Below are 20,777 nucleotides of genomic sequence, written 5' to 3'. Positions count from 1 at the left end.
CGTACGCTGCCCAGGTGCTCGCCGCCTTCGTACCCATCTGGCTGCTCACCGGGCTCGGCTGGGTGACCGGACGGCGCGGGCTGCTGGGCGGTGCGGCCGAGCGGGTGCTCGGCGGCTTCGTGTTCCACCTGGCGATGCCCGCCGCGCTGTTCACCGCGCTGTCCCGCACCGAGCTGGACGTGCGCCTGCCCGCACTCGGCGCCTTCGCGGCGAGCACCGCCGCCACCATGGCGCTGGCGTTCGTCCTCTGCGCGGTGGCTCGCCGCCGTGGGGGCGGCGAGGCGACGATCGGGGCGATGGCGGCCGGCTACGTCAACTCGGCGAACCTGGGCATCCCGGTGGCGCTGCAGGTGCTGGGCGACGCCACCTTCCTCACCGGGGTGCTGCTCTTCCAGGTGCTGGTGGTCACCCCGGTGGTGCTGGTCCTGCTGGACCGGTCCGCCGGGCGGGCGTGGCGGCCCGGGCGGCTGCTGACCCTGCCGCTGCGCAACCCGGTGATCGCGGGGCCGGCCCTCGGCGCGCTCTGCGCCGCCCTGCACTGGCGACCGCCGGACCTGATCGGCGCTCCGCTCGCCATGCTCGGCGCCGCGGCCGTGCCGACCGCGCTGGTCACGCTCGGCCTCTCGCTCACCGCCGGCTCGCGCGCGGCCGGGCCGCCCACCGGCGACCGGCCGGCTCCGCACGTCGGACCGCCCACCGGCGACCGGCCGGTTCCCCATGCCGGACCGCCCACCGACGACCGGCCGGTTCCGCACGCCGGGCCGCCGGCCGGCCACCGGCTGGCTTCCCACGCCGCGCCGGCTACCGGCGACCGGCCGGCTCCCCGCGCCGGACCGCCGCCCGTCGGCACCGGACCGCACGCCGACGGCGTCCAGGCCTCCGGCGGCGTACTGGCGATCCGTGCGCTACCGACGGTCGACGGTGCGGCCGGCAGCCCCGACAGCGAGGTCACCGATGGCGCCCCGCCGACCGGCGATGGGTCGCGCGGAGGCGGCGTGAAGGTGGAGGTGGCCCTGCTGTCCGGGCTGAAGCTGCTGGTCCAACCGGTGATCGCCTGGTCGGTCGGGCGGCTGGTCGGGGTCACCGGCACGGACCTGCTGGCCCTGGTGGTCTGCGCCGCGCTGCCGACCGCCCAGAACACCTACATCTTCGCCCGCGAGTACGGGCGGGCCGAGGTGGTGGCCCGGGAGACGGTGGTGGTGACCACCGCCTGCGCGATGGGGACGCTGGCGCTGATCGGCGCGCTGCTGGGCTGACCGGGCTTGTCAGCCGCTGGGCGGGGATGACAAGATCGTCGCGTCGGCCCGACGGGCGGAAGGGGGTGCGCAGATGTCCATCACGACCAAGGCCGCGCCCCACCCCGTTCACCGCTGACATCCCACGCACCCGGGGCGCGTCCATCCATTACGGAGGAACACCGTGAGTGCACGGATCCACAACATCGGCATCGACTGCCGCGACACCTACGCCCTGGCCGGATTCTGGGCCCAGGTCTTCGAGTGCCCCCGCCAGCCGGACGACTTCCCCGGCGACCCGGAGGCGATGCTGCTGCCGCCGGGCGGGCCGGAGGTGCTCTTCCTGGCCGTGCCGGACGAGAAGGTGGTGAAGAACCGCCTGCACCTTGACATCGAGCCCACGGACCGGACCCGGGACGAGGAGGTGCAGCGCCTGCTCGGCATCGGCGCGGTCCAGGTCGCCGACCACCGCCGGCCGGACGGCTCCGGCTGGGTGGTGCTGGCCGACCCGGAGGGTAACGAGTTCTGCGTGCTGCGCAGCGCCGCCGAACGGGCCGCCACGGCCGGCTGAGCCGACGAAGGCCCCGCCCACCTCGGTGGACGGGGCCTTCCTCAGGTCGTACGGGTCAGGACTTCTGCTCGATCTGCCCGCGCATGGTGGGCAGCTCGGCGGCGGCCTCGTCACCCGACTTGAAGTAGACGATGATCATGCCCAGGCTGCCCTTGTCGCTCCACACGCAGACACCGAGCGGCACGCTGGCGGCCTCGGCGTCGCCGCACTTGGCCTCCCCGCCCAGTGGCCCGGCGTCGACCTTCTTCATCTCGCCGAGCTGCACGGCGCTCTGGCCGGCGCCCTTGATGGTGTCGTCCATCGTCTTGGTCGGGTTGGTGTTCAGGCCGGAGGCGGCGGCGATCATCACCAGGTCCTTCTTGGCCGCCGAGCCGTAGAACCCGCCGACCGTGCTGGTGGCGTCCGGAAGGGAGTTCTTCAGCTCCGTCTCGAGCTGCTTGGCGCCGTCGAGCAGCTTCGGCTCGGTCGACTTGGCCCGACCGGCGAGCGTCGCCGGGGCGACCACCCGGGTCTTGGTGGCGTCGACGGTCTCCTTGACCTCGTCCTTGACCGCGAAGAACGTGATCGCGGCACCGCCCAGGCAGAGCACCAGCACCACGGCGAGGGAGATCAGCACGATCTTGCCGACGTTGGACTTCTTCTTCGCCGGCGGCTGGCTCGGGTCGCCGTACGGCTGGCCGCCCTGGGCCGGGAAGGCTCCCGGCTGCTGCGGCGCCGGGTAACCGCCCTGCTGCTGCGGCGCGGAGTAGCCACCGTGCTGCGGCGCGGCGTAGCCACCCTGCTGCGGCGGGGGATAGCCGCCGGGCTGCTGCGGCGCCGGGTAACCGCCCGGCTGCTGCGGCGGCGGGTACGAGCCGTACGGCGCGCCGCTTCCCGGCTGCGACTGATAGGGATCGGACGGCGGCTGCGACATGAGGTCAGCTCCAGATCGTCAGGTGAGGACGCGTGATATTAGCCAGCTCACCCGACCCCCGCTGTCCCGTCCGCACCGGGCACGACCGGTCGCTCCGGGGTCGACGGTCCCGGTGGCCGGTGCCGCCCGAACGGGGCGTCCGACCACCGTGACCTGCGCCTTCTCGCCTCAGGAGCGCTTCTCGACCTGACCTCGGATGGTGGCGAACTCGGCCTTGGCCTTCGCCGCGGAAGAGAAGAACATCACGATCAGGCCGACGCTGCCCTCGTCGGCCCAGGTGCACACCCCGAGCGCGATGCCGGAGCTCTTGCCGGCGCCGCACTTGGCCACGCCGCCGAGCGGGCCGGGGTCGACCGTGGACATCTTCTTGACCGCCAGCGACGAGGACAGCCCGGCGACGGCGTCGTCCAGCTCCTTCTCGGGGAAGAGCACCGGGCCGGAGGCGCCGGCCACCATGACCAGGTTGCGCTTGCCGGCGCTGCCGTAGAAGGCGCCCACCGCGCCGGTCTCGTTGCGTACCCCGGACTTCATGTCCCGGACCATCTCGTCGGCGATCCGGCGCAGCTGCGGCTCGGTGTTCCTCGACCGGCCGGCCAGCGTCTTCGGCGTCACCAGCCGGATCTCCGGGGCCGGCTCGACCTCCTCTGACGGGCTCGGCTCGGGGGCCGCCGTGGTCGGTGCGGCGCCGGAGACGCCGGGGCTGGAGCTGGCCTTCGGGTCCGGGTCGTCGTCGGAGAGCGCGACGTAGGCCAGGCCGCCGCCGCCCGCGCAGAGCACCAGCAACCCGGCGAGGACCAGCGACAGGATCAGGCCGAGCCGGGACTTCTTCGCCGGCGGGGGCGCCGGCGGCAGGCCGTACGCCGGGGCACCGGCGAACCCGTCCGGCTGCACGCCCGGATACCCGCCGGGCTGGGCCGGCGGGTGGACCCCCGCCTGCCCCGACTGGTACGCGGGGTACGCCTGGGTGGGCTGCGGGTCGTTCGGCCGGCCGTACGGCTGGGTGGCGTCGGGGTGGCCGCCCTGGTGCGGCACGTGCGGCCAGGCCTGGGTGGGCCCGGTGCCCGGGGGCGGCGGTGGCTGGTGCGGAGGCGGGTACGAGCCGGGCTCCGGCTGCGTGGACCAGGGGTCGACCGGCGGTGTGGACATGCATCAGCTCCAGGCGAGGGTGAGAACGCGTGATGTTAGCGAGCCGTGGACCGGCCGCGCTGCCCCGTCCGAGTCTGACCGGCCCGGGCAAGTGGCGCGCGGGGTGGGCCCCCGCCGGTGCCCCAGACGCGATCGCGGTGGCCGGCGACGCCCCGGTGACGGGCGTGCCGACCACCGCGATCGCGGTGCAGCGGAAGGGATCAGCCGCGCAGGCTGGCGACCCCGCGCGGCAGGAACCGCTTGCCGGTGACCTTCTCGGAGGTGCCGGTCCGGTCCAGGTACGGCGTGACGCCGCCCAGGTGGAACGGCCAGCCGGCGCCGAGGATCATGCACAGGTCGATGTCCTGCGCCTCGGCGACGACGCCCTCGTCGAGCATCAGCCGGATCTCCTGCGCCAGCGCGTCCAGCGCGTTCTGGCGTACCTGCTCGGCGGTCAGCGGCTGGTCGCCGACCACGAGCAGCTTGGCGACCTCGTCGTTGATCTGGTCGTCCACCACGATCGGCTGGCCGGAGTCGGCGATCCGCTTGAGGTTCTCGCTGACGCCGAACCGGTCCGGGAAGGCGGCGTGCAGGGTGCCGCCCACGTGGTACGCCACGGCCGGCCCGACCAGCTGGAGCAGGGCGAGCGGACGCATCGGCAGACCCAGCGGGTCCAGCGCGCTGTTCGCCACGTCCAGCGGGGTGCCCGCGTCCACGGCGGCGAAGACCGTGCCGAGGAAGCGGGTGAGCAGCCGGTTGACCACGAACGCCGGGGCGTCGGAGACCAGCACGGAGGACTTCCGGAGCTGCTTGCCGACCGCGAACGCGGTGGCCAGCGTGGCGTCGTCGGTCCGCTCGCCCCGGACGATCTCCAGCAGCGGCAGCACCGCGACCGGGTTGAAGAAGTGGAAGCCGACGACCCGCTCGGGGTGCTCCAGATCCTCGGCCATCGCGGTGATCGACAGCGACGAGGTGTTGGTGGCGAGCACCGCCTCCGGCTTGACGATCTTCTCCAGCTCGGCCCAGACCTGCTTCTTGACGTTCAGGTCCTCGAAGACCGCCTCGATGACGAAGTCGGCGTCGGCGAAGACGCCCTTGTCGACCGAGCCGCTGACCAGGCCGTACAGCTTGGCGGCGGTGCCCTTGTCCATCCGGCCCTTGCTGACGGCCTTCTCGATCTGGGTGTGCACGTAGCCGACGCCCTTGTCCACCCGGGCCTGGTCCAGGTCGGTCATGACGACCGGGACCTGGAGGCGGCGGGCGAAGAGCAGGGCGAGCTGGCTGGCCATCAGGCCGGCGCCGACGATGCCCACCTTGGTGACCGGCCGGGCCAGGCCCTTGTCCGGCGCGCCGGCCGGCCGCTTGGCCCGCCGCTGCACCAGGTCGAAGGCGTACAGGCCGCTGCGCAGCTCCTCGGAGAAGACCAGGTCCGCCAGCGCCTCGTCCTCGGCGGCGGTGCCGGTGGCGAAGTCCGCGTCCTTCGCCGTCTCCAGCAGGTCCAGCGCCTTGTACGCGGCCGGGACCGCGCCGTGCAGCCGCTGGTCCAGGGTCTGCCGGGCGAAGTAGAGCACGCCCGCCCACATGTCCTTGTCGACCTCGGGCCGGGTCACGGTGACCTCGCCCCGCACGACGCCGGCGGCCCACTCCAGGGACCGCTCCAGGAAGTCGGCCGGCTCCAGCAGCACGTCCGCGATGCCCAGCTCGGCAGCCTGCTTCGGCTTGAGCATCTTGTTCTGCATCAGCGGGTTCTGGATGATCACCTGGGTCGCCGCCGGGATGCCGATCAGGTTCGGCAGCAGCTGGGTACCGCCCCAGCCGGGCACCAGGCCGAGCGAGACCTCGGGCAGCGCCAGGGCCGCCGCGCCGCGGGACAGGGTCCGGTAGTGGCAGTGCAGCGCCAGCTCCAGGCCGCCCCCCATCGCCGCGCCGTTGACGAAGGCGAAGGTCGGGATCTCGCTGTCCTTGAGCCGGGCGAAGACCCGGTGGCCGAGCCGGCCGATCTCCAGCGCCTGCTCGCGGTCGGCCAGCGCCGGCAGGCCGACGATGTCGGCGCCGACGCAGAAGATGTACGGCTTGCCAGTGACCGCGATGAACGCCGGGTCGGCGGCCAGCGCGGCGGTGATCGCCTCGTCCAGGCTGGTCAGACCGGCCGGGCCGAAGGTGTTCGGCTTGGTGTGGTCGAAGCCGTTGTCGAGGGTGATCAGGGCGGCCGGCTTGTCCAGCCCCGGCACCCGTACCGCGCGCAGCAGCGCCCTGGTGACGACCTCGTTCGGTGCGGCGAGCGCGCTCACTTGTTGCCCTCCCAGTGCGGGTTCTCCCAGATCACGGTGCCGCCCATGCCGATGCCGATGCACATGGCGTTGAGGCCGTAGCGGACCTCGGGGTGCTCGGCGAACTGGCGGGCGAGCTGGGTCATCAGCCGTACGCCCGAGGAGGCGAGCGGGTGGCCGATGGCGATCGCCCCACCCCACGGGTTGACCCGCGGGTCGTCGTCGGCGATGCCGAAGTGGTCGAGGAAGGCGAGCACCTGCACGGCGAACGCCTCGTTCAGCTCGAACAGGCCGATGTCGTCGATGGTGAGGCCGGCGATGCGCAGCGCCTTCTCCGTCGAGGGGATCGGGCCGACGCCCATCACCTCGGGCTCGACGCCCACGAAGCCGTACGACACCAGGCGCATGGCGACCGGCAGGCCCAGCTCGCGGGCGGTGGCCTCGTCGGCGAGCAGGCTGGCGGTGGCGCCGTCGTTCAGGCCGGCCGCGTTGCCCGCGGTGACCCTGCCGTGCGGGCGGAACGGCGTCTTCAGGGTGGCGAGCTTCTCCAGCGAGGTCTCCCGGGGAGCCTCGTCGGTGGTGGCCAGGCCCCAGCCGCCGTCGGCGTCGCGGATCGCGACCGGCACCAGGTCGTCCTGGAGCTTGCCGTTGGCGTACGCCTTGGCGGTCTTCTGCTGCGAGGCGAGCCCGAACGCGTCGGTGCGCTCCTTGGTGATCTGCGGGGCCCGGTCGTGCAGGTTCTCCGCGGTGGCGCCCATGACCAGGGCGGACGGGTCGACCAGCTTCTCCGCGATGATCCGCGGGTTGGGGTCGACGCCCTCACCCATCGGGTGCCGGCCCATGTGCTCGACGCCGCCGGCGATGGCGATGTCGTACGCGCCCATGGCGATGCCGCCGGCGACGGAGGTGACGGCGGTCATCGCGCCGGCGCACATCCGGTCGATGGAGAAGCCGGGCACGGTCTTGGGCAGCCCGGACAGCAGGGCGGCGGTGCGGCCGATGGTCAGGCCCTGGTCGCCGATCTGGGTCGTGGCGGCGATGGCGACTTCCTCGACCCGCTCCGGCGGCAGCTGCGGGTTCCGGCGCAGCAGCTCGCGGATGCAGCGGATCACCAGGTCGTCGGCGCGGGTGTTGGCGTACATGCCACCCGCCTTGCCGAACGGGGTACGGACGCCGTCGACGAAGACGACATCCCGAACTTCACGGGGCACTTGAGCCTCCTAGCCGGCACGGGCATGTTCCCCCGGATGCTACTCGCCAGTAACCAACCCCGACAGCACCCCCCATGTGGCCCACCCCACACCCGGGCGCACTGACCCGCCCGCCGTCGATCATGAAGTTATCGCCCCTGCCCTCGGCGGGTCGGGGCGATAACTTCATGATCGACGAAGCGCAGCGGTGGGTCAGGTGGTGGGGAGGGCCTCGGTGAGGGCGGGGACCAGGAGGGTGAGCTGCCACTCGCGGGCGCCGTAGCCGCGTAGGGTCTCCGCGACGGTGGCCTCGGTGATCTCGTCCGGGGGTAGCCAGGCCAGGCGGCGTACGGAGTCGGGGGCGATCAGGTTCTCCGCGGGCAGGTTGTGCTCCGCAGCCACCCGGACCACCACCTCCCGGCAGCGGGCCAGCCGGCCGGCGGCCACCGGGTCCCGCTCCGCCCAGCGGTGCGGCGGCGGCGGACCCTCGACCGCCGGGGTGACCGGCAGCGCGTCGTCCGGCAGCTGCCGGGCGTCGTCCAGCGCCGCCAGCCAGGTGCGGGCCAGCCGGCGCACCGAACGGCCACCGAACCCGGGCAGGGTCAGCAGCGTCCGCTCGTCCTTCGGGTCCAGCTCGGCGGCGGCGACGATCGCCGAGTCCGGCAGCACCCGACCCGGGGCCGCGTCCCGCCGGGCGGCGATCTGGTCCCGGGCGTACCACAGGGAACGGACCCGGGCCTGGGCGCGCGCCCCGCGTACCCGGTGGATGCCCGAGGTGCGCCGCCACGGCTCGGCCCGGACCCGGGGCGGGCGGGCGCCGTTGCGGATCAGCGCGGCGAACTCCTCCGCCGCCCACTCCGACTTGCCCTGCCGCTTCAGCTCCTCGTCCAGGGCGTCGCGGAGGTCGACCAGCATCTCGACGTCCAGGGCGGCGTAGGTCAGCCAGGACTCGGGCAGCGGCCGGCTGGACCAGTCGGCCGCCGAGTGGTGCTTCTCCAGCGTGTAGCCGAGCAGCTGCTCGGTGAGGGCGGCCAGGCCGACCCGCTCGAAGTTGGCCAGCCGGGCGGCCAGCTCGGTGTCGAAGAGCCGGCGCGGGCGCAGCCCCACCTCGGCCAGGCAGGCGAGGTCCTGGCTGGCGGCGTGCAGCACCCACTCCGCCCCGCCGATCGCCTCGTCGAGCGCGGTCAGGTCGGGCAGCGGCAGCGGGTCGATCAACGCTGTCCCGGCGCCCTCCCGGCGTAGCTGCACGAGGTAGGCGCGCTGGCTGTAGCGGTAGCCGGAGGCACGCTCGGCGTCCAGGGCCACCGGGCCGTCGCCCGCGGCGAAGCGGGCCACGACCTCGTCGAGTTCGCTCGGGGTGGCCACCGGCTGGGGCGTGCCGTCGCGGGGAGCGGTCAGCGGAACGGGGCCGCCGCTGGGCTGGTCGGTCCCCACGTCCTCCGGCTCCGGCGCGGCCGAGGGCTGGTCGTCTCCCGTACGGCTTTCGGCGGCCCGACGGCGCAGGGGTGGTTCGTCGGTCACCTGACAACCCTAGTGCGCCGCGCGATCCGGTGTGTGCAGCCGGTCCGGGGTGTGTCGGTGAAGCGGCCGACAGGTGTCCCGGCGCAGTCGGACAACGGGGGAGAGAGAGCCCGTTCGCGCAGGTACGTCCCGCGGGCGGCGCGCCGGTGGAACCGGACGCCGGTGCCGCCCCGGTTCAGGCGGCGCCGGCCGAGCGGCGCTCGGAGAGCGCGGTCACCCCGGGCGGCGGCAGCCCCGCCGTCGAGGCGAGCAGCGCGCACCACGCTTCCAGGTGCGGGGCGAGGTCGTCGCCGAGCGGCGTCCAGGAGGCGCGGATCTCGACGTCCCCGGCGGCGGGCGGGCCGGCCAGCTCGCCGAACCGGGTCGACATGGTCTGGGTGACCGTGCCGCCGGCCGCCCGGTAGCGCGCGTCGTGCGCCTCCAGGGCGTCGACCAGCCAGGTCCAGCCCACCCCGGGCAGCAGCGGGTCGGCGGCCAGGTCGACCTCCAGCTCCGCGGTGACGTAGGTGACCAGCCGCAGGGTGCCCTGCCACGCCTCGTGACCCGCCGGGTCGTGCAGCAGGATCAGCCGCCCGGTGGCCACCTCGTCGGAGTCGCGCAGCACGGCGGCGGAGAGTGCGAAGGCGTACGGGGCGAGCCGCTGGGGGGCGCCGACCTCCTCCAGCGCGATCTCCGCCCGGGGGGTCACCGACCGCAGTCCGGCGACCGCGTGGGCGAAGGTCTCCGGGAGCGCGATCGGGGGGGCCATGACCGGCAGCCTATGCCGCGCTCCGCTCGCCCGCGCGGACGGCGCGCCGAACGCCGGGACCGCGGTGGGGGGCCGCAGCGGTGCGGCGCGGCGGACCGGCGACACGATTCCGCCCGTCCGCACCAGGGCCGGAGGGCCCGGTGGGCGCGGGTCACAAAAGCCGGCGCTGCCCGCTGGGGTCCTCCCCGCGCGTGGCACGATTGCCGCGATGACCACCGACACCACGGGCACTGTCGCCCGAGACGGAGAACCCCGCCCCGGCGGGCCGGCCGACTCGCCCTTCGTCCGGGCCTGCCGCCGCCGGCCCGTCCCGCACACCCCGGTCTGGTTCATGCGCCAGGCCGGCCGGTCGCTGCCGGAGTACCGGGAGATCCGGGCGAACGTGGGGATGCTGGAGTCCTGCCGCCGCCCGGACCTGGTCGCCGAGATCACCCTCCAGCCGGTGCGCCGGCACGGGGTCGACGCGGCGATCCTGTTCAGCGACATCGTGGTGCCGGTCGCCGCGGCCGGGGTCGACCTGGACATCGTTCCGGGCACCGGGCCGGTGGTGGCCGAGCCGGTCCGCACGGCCGAGGACGTCGCGCGGATCCGCCCGATCGGCCGCGACGACGTGTCCTACGTGGACGAGGCGGTCCGGCTGCTGGTGGCCGAGCTGGGCGAGACCCCGCTGATCGGGTTCGCCGGCGCGCCGTTCACCCTCGCCAGCTACCTGGTCGAGGGCGGCCCGTCGCGGACCCACGCGAAGACCAAGGCCCTGATGTACGGCCAGCCGGAGCTGTGGCACGCGCTCTGCGCCCGCCTGGCCGAGGTGACGCTGTCGTTCCTGCGGGTGCAGGTCGAGGCCGGGGTCTCCGCGGTGCAGCTCTTCGACTCCTGGGCCGGCGCGCTCTCCGAGGCCGACTACCGCCGCTACGTGCTGCCGCACTCGACGACCGTGCTGTCCGGGCTGGCCGACGCCGGCGTGCCCCGGATCCACTTCGGGGTGGGCACCGCCGAACTGCTCGGCGCGATGGGCGAGGCCGGCGCCGACGTGGTCGGCGTGGACTGGCGTACCCCGCTGGACGTCGCCACCCGCCGGATCGGGTCGGACCGGGCGGTGCAGGGCAACCTCGACCCCACCGTGCTGCTCGCCCCCTGGTCGGTGGTGGAGACCGAGGTCCGGCGGATCCTGGAGCAGGGCCGCGCGGCCCCCGGCCACGTGTTCAACCTCGGCCACGGCGTCCTGCCGGAGACCGACCCCGAGGTGCTGACCCGGGTGGTCGCGCTGGTGCACGAGGTGTCCGCGCGCCGGGCCGAGCAGGGCTGAGGCGTCGTGTCGCGGCCGTGGCGGGTGGCGGTGGTCGGCGGCGGGATCGCCGGGCTGGCCGCCGCCGTCCGGTTGCGCGACCGCGCCCCCGCCGGCACCGAGATCACCGTGTATGAGCAGTCCGGCGCGCTCGGCGGCAAGCTGCGCACCGGTGAACTGGCCGGGCAGCCCGTCGAGTTCGGCGCCGAGTCGTTCCTGATGCGTGACCCGGCCGGCGGGGAGTCCGCCGCCGTCACGCTGATCCGCCGGCTCGGCCTGGCGGAGAGGATCGTCCACCCCACCGTCGGGCAGGCGGCGCTCGCCGTAGACGGCGGGCTGCGCCCGGTGCCGGGCGGCACGCTGGTGGGCGTACCCGGGGATCTGGAGCGGGTGGCGACGGTCGCGAAGCCGGCGGCGGACGCCGACCGCGACGGCGGCCGGCCGCTGCTCGGGCCGGACGAGGACGTCGCGGTCGGGACGCTGGTCCGGGCCCGCCTCGGGGACGAGGTGGTGGACCGGCTGGTCGACCCGATGCTCGGCGGCGTCTACGCCGGCCGGGCCGACGACCTGTCGCTGGTCACCACCATGCCGGCGCTGGCCCGCGCGGCCCGCGTCGAGCACACCCTGACCGGGGCGGTCCGCGCCGCCCAGGCCGCCGCGCCGCGCGCCCCGGGCGCGCCGGTCTTCGGTACCCTGGCCGGCGGGCTCTCCACGCTGGTCGAGGCCGCGGCGACGGCCAGCGGCGCGACCATCCGACTTCATGCCGCGGTCCGCGAGCTGGCGCCCATCGCGCACGGTTGGCGGCTGACCGTGGGCCCGACCCGCGACCCGGAGCTGGTCGAGGCGGACGCGGTGGTGCTCGCCCTGCCGGCCCGGCCCGCCGCCCGGCTGCTCGCCCCGATCGCCGCCGAGGTGGCCACGACGATCGGCGGGCTCGACTACGCCAGCGTCGCGCTGGTCACCCTGGCCCTGCCCGACCCGGAGCTGCCGGCGCTCTCCGGGTTCCTGGTGCCGGCCACCGAGGGCCTGCTGATCAAGGCGTCGACGTTCTTCACCACCAAGTGGGGGCACCTGGCCCGACCGGACGGCATCGCCCTGGTCCGCGCCTCCGTCGGCCGGTACGGCGACGAGACGTCCCTGCACCTGGCGGACGCCGACCTGGTGGCCACCGTGCACCGGGAGCTGTCCGGCGTGCTCGGGGTGGCGCTGCCCGCGCCGCTCGCCAGCCACGTGCAGCGCTGGGGCGGGGCGCTGCCGCAGTACGCCCCGGGTCACGGCGACCGGGTCGCCGCCGCCCGGACGGCGCTGCGCGCGGCCCACCCGACGCTGGTCCTGGCCGGCGCCGGCCTCGACGGGGTCGGCATTCCGGTCTGCGTCCGCTCCGGCGAGACGGCGGCCGGAGAGATCATCGAAGCACTGGGAGGATCGGGTTCATGACCGAGCAGACCAACGCGGCCCGGCTCAAGGAGCTCAACGCGAGCATCCGCTACACCATGTGGTCGGTGTTCCGGGCCACCAGCCCGCTGCCGGCCCTGCGGGAGAACGTCACCGGCGAGGTCGAGGCGCTCTTCGAGGAGCTGGCCGGCAAGGACGTCGTGGTCCGCGGCCTGTACGACGTGGCCGGCCTGCGCGCCGACGCCGACCTGCTGATCTGGTGGCACTCCTCCTCCAGCGACGCCCTCCAGGACGCCTACCTGCGGTTCCGCCGGACCACCCTGGGCCGGGCGATGACTCCGGTCTGGTCGCAGATGGCCCTGCACCGGCCGGCGGAGTTCAACAAGAGCCACATCCCGGCCTTCCTCGCCAACGAGGAGCCCCGCCCCTACCTCTGCGTCTACCCGTTCGTCCGCTCGTACGAGTGGTACCTGCTGCCCGACGCCGAGCGGCGCGAGATGCTGGCCGAGCACGGCAAGATGGCGCGCGGCTACCCCGACGTCCGGGCCAACACGGTCGCCTCGTTCGCCCTCGGCGACTACGAGTGGATGCTCGCCTTCGAGGCCGACGAGCTGCACCGGATCGTCGACCTGATGCGCGACCTGCGCGGCTCCGGCGCCCGCCGGCACGTCCGCGAGGAGGTCCCGTTCTACACCGGTCGGCGCCGCTCGGTCGCCGACATCGTCAACTGCCTGGTGTGACGGGCTTACCGGGTTTGCGTACCCCCGGTAACGTGTCAGATCCATCACGGTAACTGTCGCTGCCGTGCGGATCCGTCTGGAGGCCCGGTGTCGCAGCTCGTCGAGTTCCCGCTGGACGGCGGTGGCGCAATCCGCGTCGAGGTCGGCGACGAGGAGGGCGTGGTCCCGGTCGGCCGGGCCGGCGAGGTGGTGGCGCGGGCGCACCAGACGCTGGAGTCCGCCCTGGCCCAGCTGCGGCCGGTGACCGACGCCGTGCTGCGCAACCTGCGCGACGCCGCCGAGCCGCCGGACCGGGTCTGCGTGGAGTTCGGCGTGAAGCTGGCGGCCAAGGGCGGGCTCGTCGTGGCCAGCGGCACCTCGGAAGCCAACCTCAAGGTGCAGCTCGAATGGAACCGCGCCGACCCCGCCGCCTGAGCCGGCGGCGCCGGACCACCGCGTGATGCCCGGCGCGACGGGGCGTCCACCGCAGCGGCCCTCGCGCCCGGTGCCCGGCGAGGCGACGCTCGCGGTGGCGGCCGTGCACGACCGGGCCGGGAACGTCGTCGGCGCGGCCTTCCTGATCGACTCCGCCCGTCTGCTGACCTGCGCCCACGTGGTGCAGGCGGCACTGGGCCCGGAGGCGGTGGCGCCCGGGCCGGCCGAGGCCGTCGTGGTGTCGGTGAGCTTCCCTCTGGTGGCGCCGGGCCGCCGCCTCGCCGCGCTGGTCCTGCCGCAGCACTGGCAGCCGGGGCGGCCGGACGGGTCGGGGGACTACGCCGTCCTCCAGCTCGTCGCGCCGGCGCCGGTCGGGGCCCGGCCGGTCCGCCTGGCCCGCCCCGGCCAGGCCGGCACCCGGGACCGGGTCTGCCGGGTCTTCGGCTTCCCCCGCGCGCTGCCCGAGGGCCGCTGGTTCGAGGGGTGGGTGGTCGGGCCGATCGGCGGCGGCTGGATCCAACTCGCCAACCGCAGCGACTCCGGCTACCAGATCGAGCCCGGATTCTCCGGCGCGCCGGTGTGGGACAGCCGGCTGCGCTGCGTCATCGGCATGATCGTCGCGGTCGACCAGGTGGTCCGGCCGCAGCCGGCCCGCCCGGCCGCCTTCATGATCCCGATCCGCCGGCTGCCGGTGGCCGACCAGTACGGCCGGCCCCGGGTGCTGCCCCGCTGGCGGCAGCCGTTCAGCCGGTGGCGCACCGGTCCCGCCCCGGCCGCCGCCCGCTGGTCGCCGCGGGTCCGGGCCCGGGCGGCGGCGCTGGTGGTGGCGCTGCTGGCGGTGGGGCTCGCCGCCGTGCCCGAGCCGCTGGGCGGCTGCGCCGGGCCGGTCGAGCTGCGGGTCGCCGCCGCCCCGGACGACCTGGTGACCTACCAGGCGGTGGCCGCCGCGTACGAGTCGTGGACCGCGGCCCGCGCCGGGGGCTGCCGGACGACCAACGTCTTCGTCTATCCCGCCGCGCCGCGCGAGGTGGCACAGGGTGTCCAGCTCGGCTGGTCGGAGTCCGCCGGCCGGCCGGCGACCGAGGGGGACCCGGGGACGCCGGGCTGGTACCCGGCCGACGTCGGGCCGCGCCCGGACGCCTGGTTCCCGGGTGCCGAGATGCCGTCGCAGCAGGTGCTGAACCTGACCACCGTCCGGGACTACCTGACGGTGGCCCGTACGCCGCTGGTGCTGGCGGTGCCGCGCGCCCTCGTCGACCCTGCCCGCGACGACGCCGACCGGCAGCGGTCACTGTCCTGGCCCGAGCTGTTCGCCAAGGCCAGCCGGGGCCCGGGGGAGGAGCCGACGGTCACCGACTCCGGCCGGCGGGTCACCGGCACCGGCTGGCAGGTCGTCCGCCCCGATCCGGCGGTGTCCCCGGAGGCCCGGATGGTCGACGTGGCGCTGTACGACGGCGCACCCGACACGGCGTGGATCCGCCAGCAGGTCGAGCAGCGCCTGGAGGCCGCCCAGGACGCCCGCGGCTTCCCACTGGGCAGCCTCGCCGCCGTGCTGTGCCGGCAGCGCCAACTCGCCGCCGACCCGGCCGCCCCGCCGCCGCCCGCGGTGGTCACCACCGAGCAGGCACTGGTCCAGTTCAACCTCGGCGAGCGGCTCGGCGACGGCTGCGTCGAGCGCGGCCGTCCCGCGTCCGGCCGGGGGCTGGTGGCCTTCTATCCGGAGCTGACCCCCGGGGTGGACCACCGGCTGGTCCTGCTGCGCTGGCCGGACTCCGTGCAGAGCCCCGCCGCCCGGGCCGCCGCGGACGACCTGCGCCGCTGGTTGACCGGGCCGGGGCGGGACGAGCTGCTGGCCCGGGGCTTCCGGGTGCCCGGCCGGGACGGGACCGGGCCGGCGCTGACCGAGGAGAACGGCGTGCTGCCGGGCTGGCTGCTGGACAACCCGCAGTGGGAACTCGTCGACGGCTCCGACGCGCTCGCGCTGAACACCGCCGACCAGCGGTACCGGGAGGCCCGGCGGCCCGCCCGGGTGCTGCTGGCGCTGGACACGTCCGGCTCGATGCTGGCGGAGGCGGGCCGCGGCACCCGGTTCGACGTGGCGGTGGACGGCATCGCCGCCTCGCTGCGCCGCCTCGGCGGCCGGGACGAGGTCGGGGTGTGGGCGTTCTCCACCGCCTACCGGGGCAACGCCGGGCGGCTGCGGGCGATCGGGCGGGCCGACCCGGCGCGGGACGAGGCGCTGGTCGCCCGGCTGCGGCGGACCGTGCCGGCGGGGGACACGCCGCTGTACCGGACCATCGACGCCGCGATCGGCGAGGTGCGCCGGCGGGGCGGCGGGGACGACCACCTGCGGGCCGTCGTGGTCCTCACCGACGGGCGCGACACCGCCAGCGGCGGCCTGGTGCCCCGGGTCGAGGGCGACCCCCCGGTACGCCTCTACGTGCTCGCCGTCGGCGAGGCGAGCTGCGACGACCGGGTGCGGACCCGCACCCTGCGGCAGACCGCCCGGGCCAGCGGCGGGCAGTGCCTGCAGGCCGAGGCGAGCACCGTGGACCGGGCGCTGACCGGGCTGTTCCGTCAACTCTGGGAGAAGGGAGTCGGCCAGTGACCGACCGGAAGCCGCATGATGCGTCCGGGACTCCTCGTCGCCGGCGTCGGGTGCCGGCGTCGTTCCTGCTCGGGGTGGCCGTCGGCACGGTGGTCGGTGTGGTCGCCACGCTGGGCTGGTACGTCGCCACCCGGGAGGAGCCGCTGGAGCGCGGCGAGCTGGTGATTCTCAGTGGCAAGGACACCAGCTCCGGCGGGCCGCGCAAGGAACTGGTCAAGCTCTGGAACGTGCTGCACCCGCAGAGCCCGGCCCGGATCCGCGAGGCCCCGGTCACCACCGACCAGCAGCACAGCGAGATGGTGGGGATCGCCCAGGCGCAGGCGGCGGGCGGCGGCGACGACCCCGACGACGAGGTGGACATCTACAACCTCGACGTCACCTTCACCGCGGAGTTCGCCGCCGCCGGTCACCTGCGCCCGATCGACGAGGCGCGGCTGGCCCCGGGGCACCTCGACGCGTTCGTGCCGGAGGTGCTGGACAGCTGCCGCTACCGGGGCTCGCTCTGGGCGCTGCCCTTCAACACCGACGCCGGCCTGCTCTTCTACCGGTCGGACCTGGTGACCGGCGGGGCGCCGGCCGCGCCGGGCGAGGCGCCCCGCTTCGACTGGGACGCCATCATCGACCGGAGCGCGGCGCTGACCGGCGCGGGCGGCGGGACGCAACGGCCCGTCGCCGGGTACGTCGGGCAGTTCGGCCCGTACGAGGGGCTGACCGTCAACGGGATGGAACTGCTCTGGGCCGGCGGCGTCGACCGACTCGTCGACGAGACGGAGAACCGGGTGGTCTTCCAGCGGGAGCGGTGGGAGCGCCGGCTGCGTGACGTCGCCGCGGCCCGGCGCGACGGCCTGCTGGTGGGCGACGCCTTCACCGTCCCCGGCGACGAGGCGCGCGGCCTCCGGGACTTCCAGGAGGGCCGGGCGTTGTTCATGCGCAACTGGCCGGTCAACTACCGGTCGCTGGCCGCCACCGACCCGCCGGGGCCCCGGGTGCCGTTCGAGGTGACCCGGCTGCCCGGCCCCTCGGCGCTGGGCGGCCAGAACCTCGCCATCGCCAAGCAGAGCCGGCAGCCGCGCGCCGCCCAGGCGCTGATCGAGTTCCTGACCCGGGAGGAGGCCCAGCGCACCCTGTTCACCGTGGGCGGCTTCGCCCCGACCCGCACGGACGTCTACGCCGACGCGGCGCTGCGGCAGCGGTTCCCGTACCTCGCGCTGCTCGGCGAGGCGGTCCGGGAGGCCCGGGTACGGCCCCGGGTGCCGCACTACTTCCAGTTCAGCCGGGTGTTCCGGGAGGGCGTCCGGACCGCCCTGGAGGGGGACGGCACGCTGCCGGAGGACTTCGAGGCCCGGCTCAACCGGGCGCTGCGGGGTGGCTGACGGGCGGCGCTCCCCGGCGAGGCGGACCACGACCGCGCAGCCGTGACCCGGCTGGCTGCCGGGTCACGGCCGTTCGGGGATCAGAGCGTCGCGGTGCAGGTCGGGGTCGGGTTCGCCGGGCTGCCGGAGCCGAGGAAGCCAAAGGACGTCTTCGCCCCGGCGGCCAGTGACCCGTTGTAGCTGACGTTCCGGGCGGTGACGGTGGACCCGCTGCTCGTCACCGTCGCGTTCCACGCCTGGCTGACCTGCTGGCCGCCGGCGAACGTCCAGGTCACGGTCCAGCCCTTGACCGCGGCGGCGCCGGCGGTCACCGCCACCTCACCCTGGAAGCCGCCGGACCACTGCGCGGTGACCCGGTAGCTGGCGGTGCAGGCCCCGGCTGGCGGCGGCGTCGTCGGCGGCGGGCTGGTGGGCGGCGGGCTGGTGGGCGGCGGCGTCGTGGTGGGCGGCGTACCGGGCCCGCCGCCGAAGTCGACGTCGCTGCACAGGTAGTACGACTGGTCCAGGTGGCTGGCCTGCCAGATCGTGTAGACGATGTGCCGGCCGGTGCGCCCCGGCGCGTTCGCCGGCACCTGGATCGACACCCCCTGGGCCTCCGGGGTCCACCGGTCCGCCGGGGTGTTGCCGATCTGGCCGACCAGTTCCAGGTCGCTCCAGGCCAGCGGCTTGGTCAGGGCGTTGAAGCCCTGCTTCGTCACGTACACCCGGATGTAGTCGGCGCCGTGACTGGCCTGGTCGTACAGCTTGATCCTGAAGTTGGTCCTGGTCGGCACGGTCTTCCAGGCGCCGACCGTGTCGAGCGCGTTGTAGCGGCCGCTGGCGGTGTGCCCGGCGCTGCACAACTGGCCGTCCGGGATGGCGCCCTGGTGGTTGCCGGCGACGCCCTCGCGGAACAGGCCGTTCCAGTTCCACATGGCGTTCGGGTCGGCCTGCCAGGCCTGCCAGCACATCGGGTCCTCGGTGGCCATCTTCGGGTTCTGGAAGTCGCTGCCCCAGCGTTGCCAGCAGCCGTAGTTGCGTGACGCCGGGTCCACCACCGATCCGTGAGCGGAGGCGGAGCGGGCCAGGGCGGTGGTGAGCAGCAGCGCGACGATCGCGCCGACGGTGAGCAGCGCCGCCACCAGTGGGGTGGGGCGTCTGCGCAGCAGGACGGACATGGAGCCTCCGGGGTCTGGAGTGTCGGTCGACGACGCCCGGACGGCCGGGAGTTGCCCCCTCCCGAACCCCTGCGTGGCTCCCGCGACGGCTCTGCCCCGCAGGCTCCCACGGGAAAACGCTATCCGTCAATGTCTCCCGGGCGGCCGGGTCGGCTCTGCCGGCGCATCGGGACGTGCGGGATGCCGTCCTCGACGTACTCCGGGCCGGTCACCGCGAAGCCGTGCCGGGCGTAGAAGTCGACCAGGTACGACTGCGCCTCCAGCACGCACGGCCGGTCGCCGACCAGCCGCAGCGCCTCGGTCATCAGGCGGCCGGCGTGCCCGCCGCCGCGCGCCGCCGGCGCCACCACCACCCGGCCGATCCGCGCCGCGCCGTCCGGGTCGGCCAGGATCCGCAGGTACGCCAGCACGGCGCCGTCGCGCTCCAGCCAGAGGTGCCGGGTGCCGGGCTCGACGTCCCGGCCGTCCAGCTCCGCGTACGGGCAGTGCTGCTCGACCACGAACACGTCGATGCGCAGCCGGAGCAGGTCGTGGAAGGTGCGGGCGGCCAGGTCGGCGAAGGCGGCGACCCGGACCTGAGTGGTCGGCGGCGGCATCCCGCGATGGTAGGCCGCGCCGTGGCGCGTACCCCGGAGAGCCCCGGCCCGGTGCGGGCCGGGGCGCGCGGTCAGGCCGGGCGGGCGCCGACCGCGTCGCGGATCTCGGCGCCCTGGGCCTCCTCGGCCCGGGCGCAGTGCGCGCAGCAGAAGAACCGGCCGCCGACCTCCACGCCGTGGCCGAGGATCTTGACCTCGCAGTGCTCGCAGATCGGCGCCAGCTTCTGCGCCGCGCACTCGAAGCAGTCGAAGGTGTGCGTGTCACCGCTGACCGTGCGCACCTCGAACGCCATCCAGTACTCGTTGCCGCAGACCTCACAGGTAGCCACGATCAAAAACCCCCCGAATCAGGACATGTGACATCAGGGTGCGCCAGGGCGGGGCCGTTGGGGGCGAAATGCCGCGACCGGATCCGGCCGGACGGCGTTTCGCCCCCGGCGTGTCGCGCGTTGGGCCTGGTGAACCGCCTCGACCCCGGAGGATCACGTGATCAAGCGCAACAAGCTCTTCGGCAACCAGACCCGGGTCACCTTCTGCCTGCCCCGGGACACCCCGCCCGGCCCGGTCAGCGTCGTCGGCTGCTTCAACGGCTGGGAGCCCGGCCGGCACGAGCTGGTCGTCCGCCGCGACGGCACCCGGACGGTGACCGTCAAGCTCGGCCCCGGCGAGTACCGCTTCCGGTACCTCGCCAGCGGGGGCGTCTGGCTGGACGACGACTCCGCCGACCGGGTCGACGAGAAGGGCAGCCTGCTGCTCCTGTGAGCACCGGCCAGGCTCACAAGCGTCGATGAGTTTAATCGACAGGAGTCTTTACTGTTAACAAAGTTTAAATTATGTTTGGTGGCACCTTCAGCAGGCCCGAGCCGAGGAGTTGCCATCATGCGTCGAAGAGTCACCGTCCCGGTCCTGGCGGCGGGTGCCGTCGTGTCCTCGCTCGCCGTCGCCGCCCCCGCCCAGGCGCACGGCTACGTCTCCGGACCGCCTAGCCGCCAGGCGCTCTGTGCGCAGAACCGGGTGCCCGACTGCGGGCAGATCAAGTACGAGCCGCAGAGCGTCGAGGGCCCGAAGGGGCTGCGCAACTGCCACGCCAACATCGCCCAGTTCGCCGTCCTGAACGACGACAGCCGGGGTTGGCCGGCCACGTCGGTCGGCAGCTCGGTGACGTTCACCTGGACCAACACCGCCCGGCACGCCACCAGCAACTGGGAGTACTTCATCGGCGGCACCCGGGTGGGCGTCTTCAACGGGGGCGGGCAGCAGCCCGGTGCCACCGTGTCGCACACGGTGAACCTCGGCGGCTTCTCCGGCCGGCAGAAGATCCTCGCGGTGTGGAACATCGCGGACACCGCCAACGCGTTCTACTCCTGCGTGGACGTGCAGATCGGTGGCGGCGGCGGTCCGGCCCCCAGCCCGACGCCGACCCCGACACCCACCCCGACGCCGCCGGCTCCCACCACCCCGCCGCCCGCCCCCGGCGGCACGTGGACCGCGGGTCGGGCTTACCAGGTCGGTGACCAGGTCACCTACAACGGGCTGACCTACCGGTGCCGGCAGGCGCACACCGCGCTTCCGGGCTGGGAACCGCCGAATGTGCCGGCGCTGTGGTCGCAGGTCTGACCGGACGGGTACGGCCCGT

General features: G+C 74.6%; 19 protein-coding genes. 10 read left to right on the top strand and 9 right to left on the bottom strand.

Annotation, left to right across the window (positions count from 1 at the left end):
* Positions 1-14: 14 nt before the first annotated feature.
* Positions 15-1,256: an AEC family transporter gene (locus V6U89_RS23705; RefSeq protein ID WP_334573569.1), complete on the top strand. Its 1,242-nt coding sequence runs from the start codon at positions 15-17 to the stop codon at positions 1,254-1,256.
* Positions 1,257-1,419: 163 nt separating this feature from the next.
* Positions 1,420-1,806 (top strand): VOC family protein, encoded by a 387-nt coding sequence (locus tag V6U89_RS23700; RefSeq protein WP_154942882.1) that lies wholly within the window; start codon positions 1,420-1,422, stop codon positions 1,804-1,806.
* Positions 1,807-1,861: 55 nt separating this feature from the next.
* On the opposite strand, the gene V6U89_RS23695 is transcribed toward V6U89_RS23700, so the two are convergent.
* The 6 genes from V6U89_RS23695 to V6U89_RS23670 all read right to left on the bottom strand — a co-directional run bounded on the left by V6U89_RS23695 (position 1,862) and on the right by V6U89_RS23670 (position 9,573).
* Entirely contained in the window at positions 1,862-2,719 is an 858-nt protein-coding gene (locus V6U89_RS23695; RefSeq protein ID WP_334573567.1) for a hypothetical protein, read from the bottom strand.
* A gap of 168 nt (positions 2,720-2,887) precedes the next feature.
* Entirely contained in the window at positions 2,888-3,865 is a 978-nt protein-coding gene (locus V6U89_RS23690; RefSeq protein ID WP_334573565.1) for a hypothetical protein, read from the bottom strand.
* A 200-nt stretch (positions 3,866-4,065) separates the two neighbouring features.
* Positions 4,066-6,135, bottom strand: a complete 2,070-nt coding sequence (locus V6U89_RS23685) for a 3-hydroxyacyl-CoA dehydrogenase NAD-binding domain-containing protein (RefSeq protein ID WP_334573563.1) — start codon at positions 6,133-6,135, stop codon at positions 4,066-4,068.
* Positions 6,132-7,325: a thiolase family protein gene (locus V6U89_RS23680; RefSeq protein WP_088963308.1), complete on the bottom strand. Its 1,194-nt coding sequence runs from the start codon at positions 7,323-7,325 to the stop codon at positions 6,132-6,134. The genes V6U89_RS23685 and V6U89_RS23680 overlap by 4 nt, the downstream gene beginning before the upstream one ends.
* A 192-nt stretch (positions 7,326-7,517) precedes the next feature.
* Entirely contained in the window at positions 7,518-8,825 is a 1,308-nt protein-coding gene (locus V6U89_RS23675) for a ribonuclease D (RefSeq protein ID WP_334573560.1), read from the bottom strand.
* A gap of 175 nt (positions 8,826-9,000) precedes the next feature.
* Entirely contained in the window at positions 9,001-9,573 is a 573-nt protein-coding gene (locus V6U89_RS23670) for a DUF3000 domain-containing protein (RefSeq protein WP_334573558.1), read from the bottom strand.
* Positions 9,574-9,781: 208 nt separating this feature from the next.
* Between V6U89_RS23670 and hemE the strand changes: the two genes are divergently transcribed.
* From hemE to V6U89_RS23640, 6 genes are all read left to right on the top strand, one after another.
* Complete coding sequence (gene hemE / locus V6U89_RS23665) at positions 9,782-10,879, top strand: uroporphyrinogen decarboxylase (protein WP_334573556.1); 1,098 nt, start codon at positions 9,782-9,784, stop codon at positions 10,877-10,879.
* Between the two features lie 6 nt (positions 10,880-10,885).
* On the top strand, positions 10,886-12,295 hold the full coding sequence (gene hemG, locus V6U89_RS23660; RefSeq protein ID WP_334573553.1) for a protoporphyrinogen oxidase: 1,410 nt from the start codon (positions 10,886-10,888) through the stop codon (positions 12,293-12,295).
* Positions 12,292-12,993 (top strand): hydrogen peroxide-dependent heme synthase, encoded by a 702-nt coding sequence (gene hemQ / locus V6U89_RS23655; protein WP_334573551.1) that lies wholly within the window; start codon positions 12,292-12,294, stop codon positions 12,991-12,993. Before hemG ends, hemQ begins: the two co-directional genes overlap by 4 nt.
* A gap of 87 nt (positions 12,994-13,080) precedes the next feature.
* Positions 13,081-13,407, top strand: a complete 327-nt coding sequence (locus tag V6U89_RS23650) for a CU044_2847 family protein (RefSeq protein WP_334573549.1) — start codon at positions 13,081-13,083, stop codon at positions 13,405-13,407.
* 25 nt (positions 13,408-13,432) lie between these two features.
* Positions 13,433-16,015 carry a trypsin-like peptidase domain-containing protein gene (locus tag V6U89_RS23645; RefSeq protein WP_334573547.1) on the top strand — a complete coding sequence of 861 codons (2,583 nt, stop codon included), beginning with the start codon at positions 13,433-13,435 and terminating at the stop codon, positions 16,013-16,015.
* Positions 16,012-17,388 (top strand): extracellular solute-binding protein, encoded by a 1,377-nt coding sequence (locus tag V6U89_RS23640; RefSeq protein ID WP_334573545.1) that lies wholly within the window; start codon positions 16,012-16,014, stop codon positions 17,386-17,388. Before V6U89_RS23645 ends, V6U89_RS23640 begins: the two co-directional genes overlap by 4 nt.
* 80 nt (positions 17,389-17,468) lie before the next feature.
* Here V6U89_RS23640 and V6U89_RS23635 read toward each other — a convergent pair whose 3' ends face one another.
* From V6U89_RS23635 to V6U89_RS23625, 3 genes are all read right to left on the bottom strand, one after another.
* A complete protein-coding gene (locus V6U89_RS23635) occupies positions 17,469-18,545 on the bottom strand; it encodes a lytic polysaccharide monooxygenase auxiliary activity family 9 protein (protein WP_334573543.1) in 1,077 nt (358 codons plus the stop codon).
* Positions 18,546-18,664: 119 nt separating this feature from the next.
* Positions 18,665-19,141 carry a GNAT family N-acetyltransferase gene (locus V6U89_RS23630; protein WP_334573541.1) on the bottom strand — a complete coding sequence of 159 codons (477 nt, stop codon included), beginning with the start codon at positions 19,139-19,141 and terminating at the stop codon, positions 18,665-18,667.
* A 71-nt stretch (positions 19,142-19,212) separates the two neighbouring features.
* Positions 19,213-19,470 carry a Prokaryotic metallothionein gene (locus V6U89_RS23625; RefSeq protein WP_280836355.1) on the bottom strand — a complete coding sequence of 86 codons (258 nt, stop codon included), beginning with the start codon at positions 19,468-19,470 and terminating at the stop codon, positions 19,213-19,215.
* A gap of 157 nt (positions 19,471-19,627) precedes the next feature.
* Between V6U89_RS23625 and V6U89_RS23620 the strand changes: the two genes are divergently transcribed.
* Together V6U89_RS23620 and V6U89_RS23615 are read left to right on the top strand one after the other, a co-directional pair.
* Positions 19,628-19,903: a glycoside hydrolase gene (locus V6U89_RS23620; protein ID WP_334573539.1), complete on the top strand. Its 276-nt coding sequence runs from the start codon at positions 19,628-19,630 to the stop codon at positions 19,901-19,903.
* A 117-nt stretch (positions 19,904-20,020) separates the two neighbouring features.
* Positions 20,021-20,758, top strand: a complete 738-nt coding sequence (locus V6U89_RS23615) for a lytic polysaccharide monooxygenase (protein WP_334573537.1) — start codon at positions 20,021-20,023, stop codon at positions 20,756-20,758.
* Positions 20,759-20,777 lie beyond the last annotated feature (19 nt).

The sequence above is a fragment of the Micromonospora sp. CPCC 206171 genome (assembly GCF_036906755.1).
Classification (GTDB): Bacteria; Actinomycetota; Actinomycetes; order Mycobacteriales; family Micromonosporaceae; genus Micromonospora; species Micromonospora purpureochromogenes.
The sequence above is the reverse complement of the archived record's forward strand: the minus strand, read 5'-3'. Positions and strand labels throughout refer to the sequence as shown.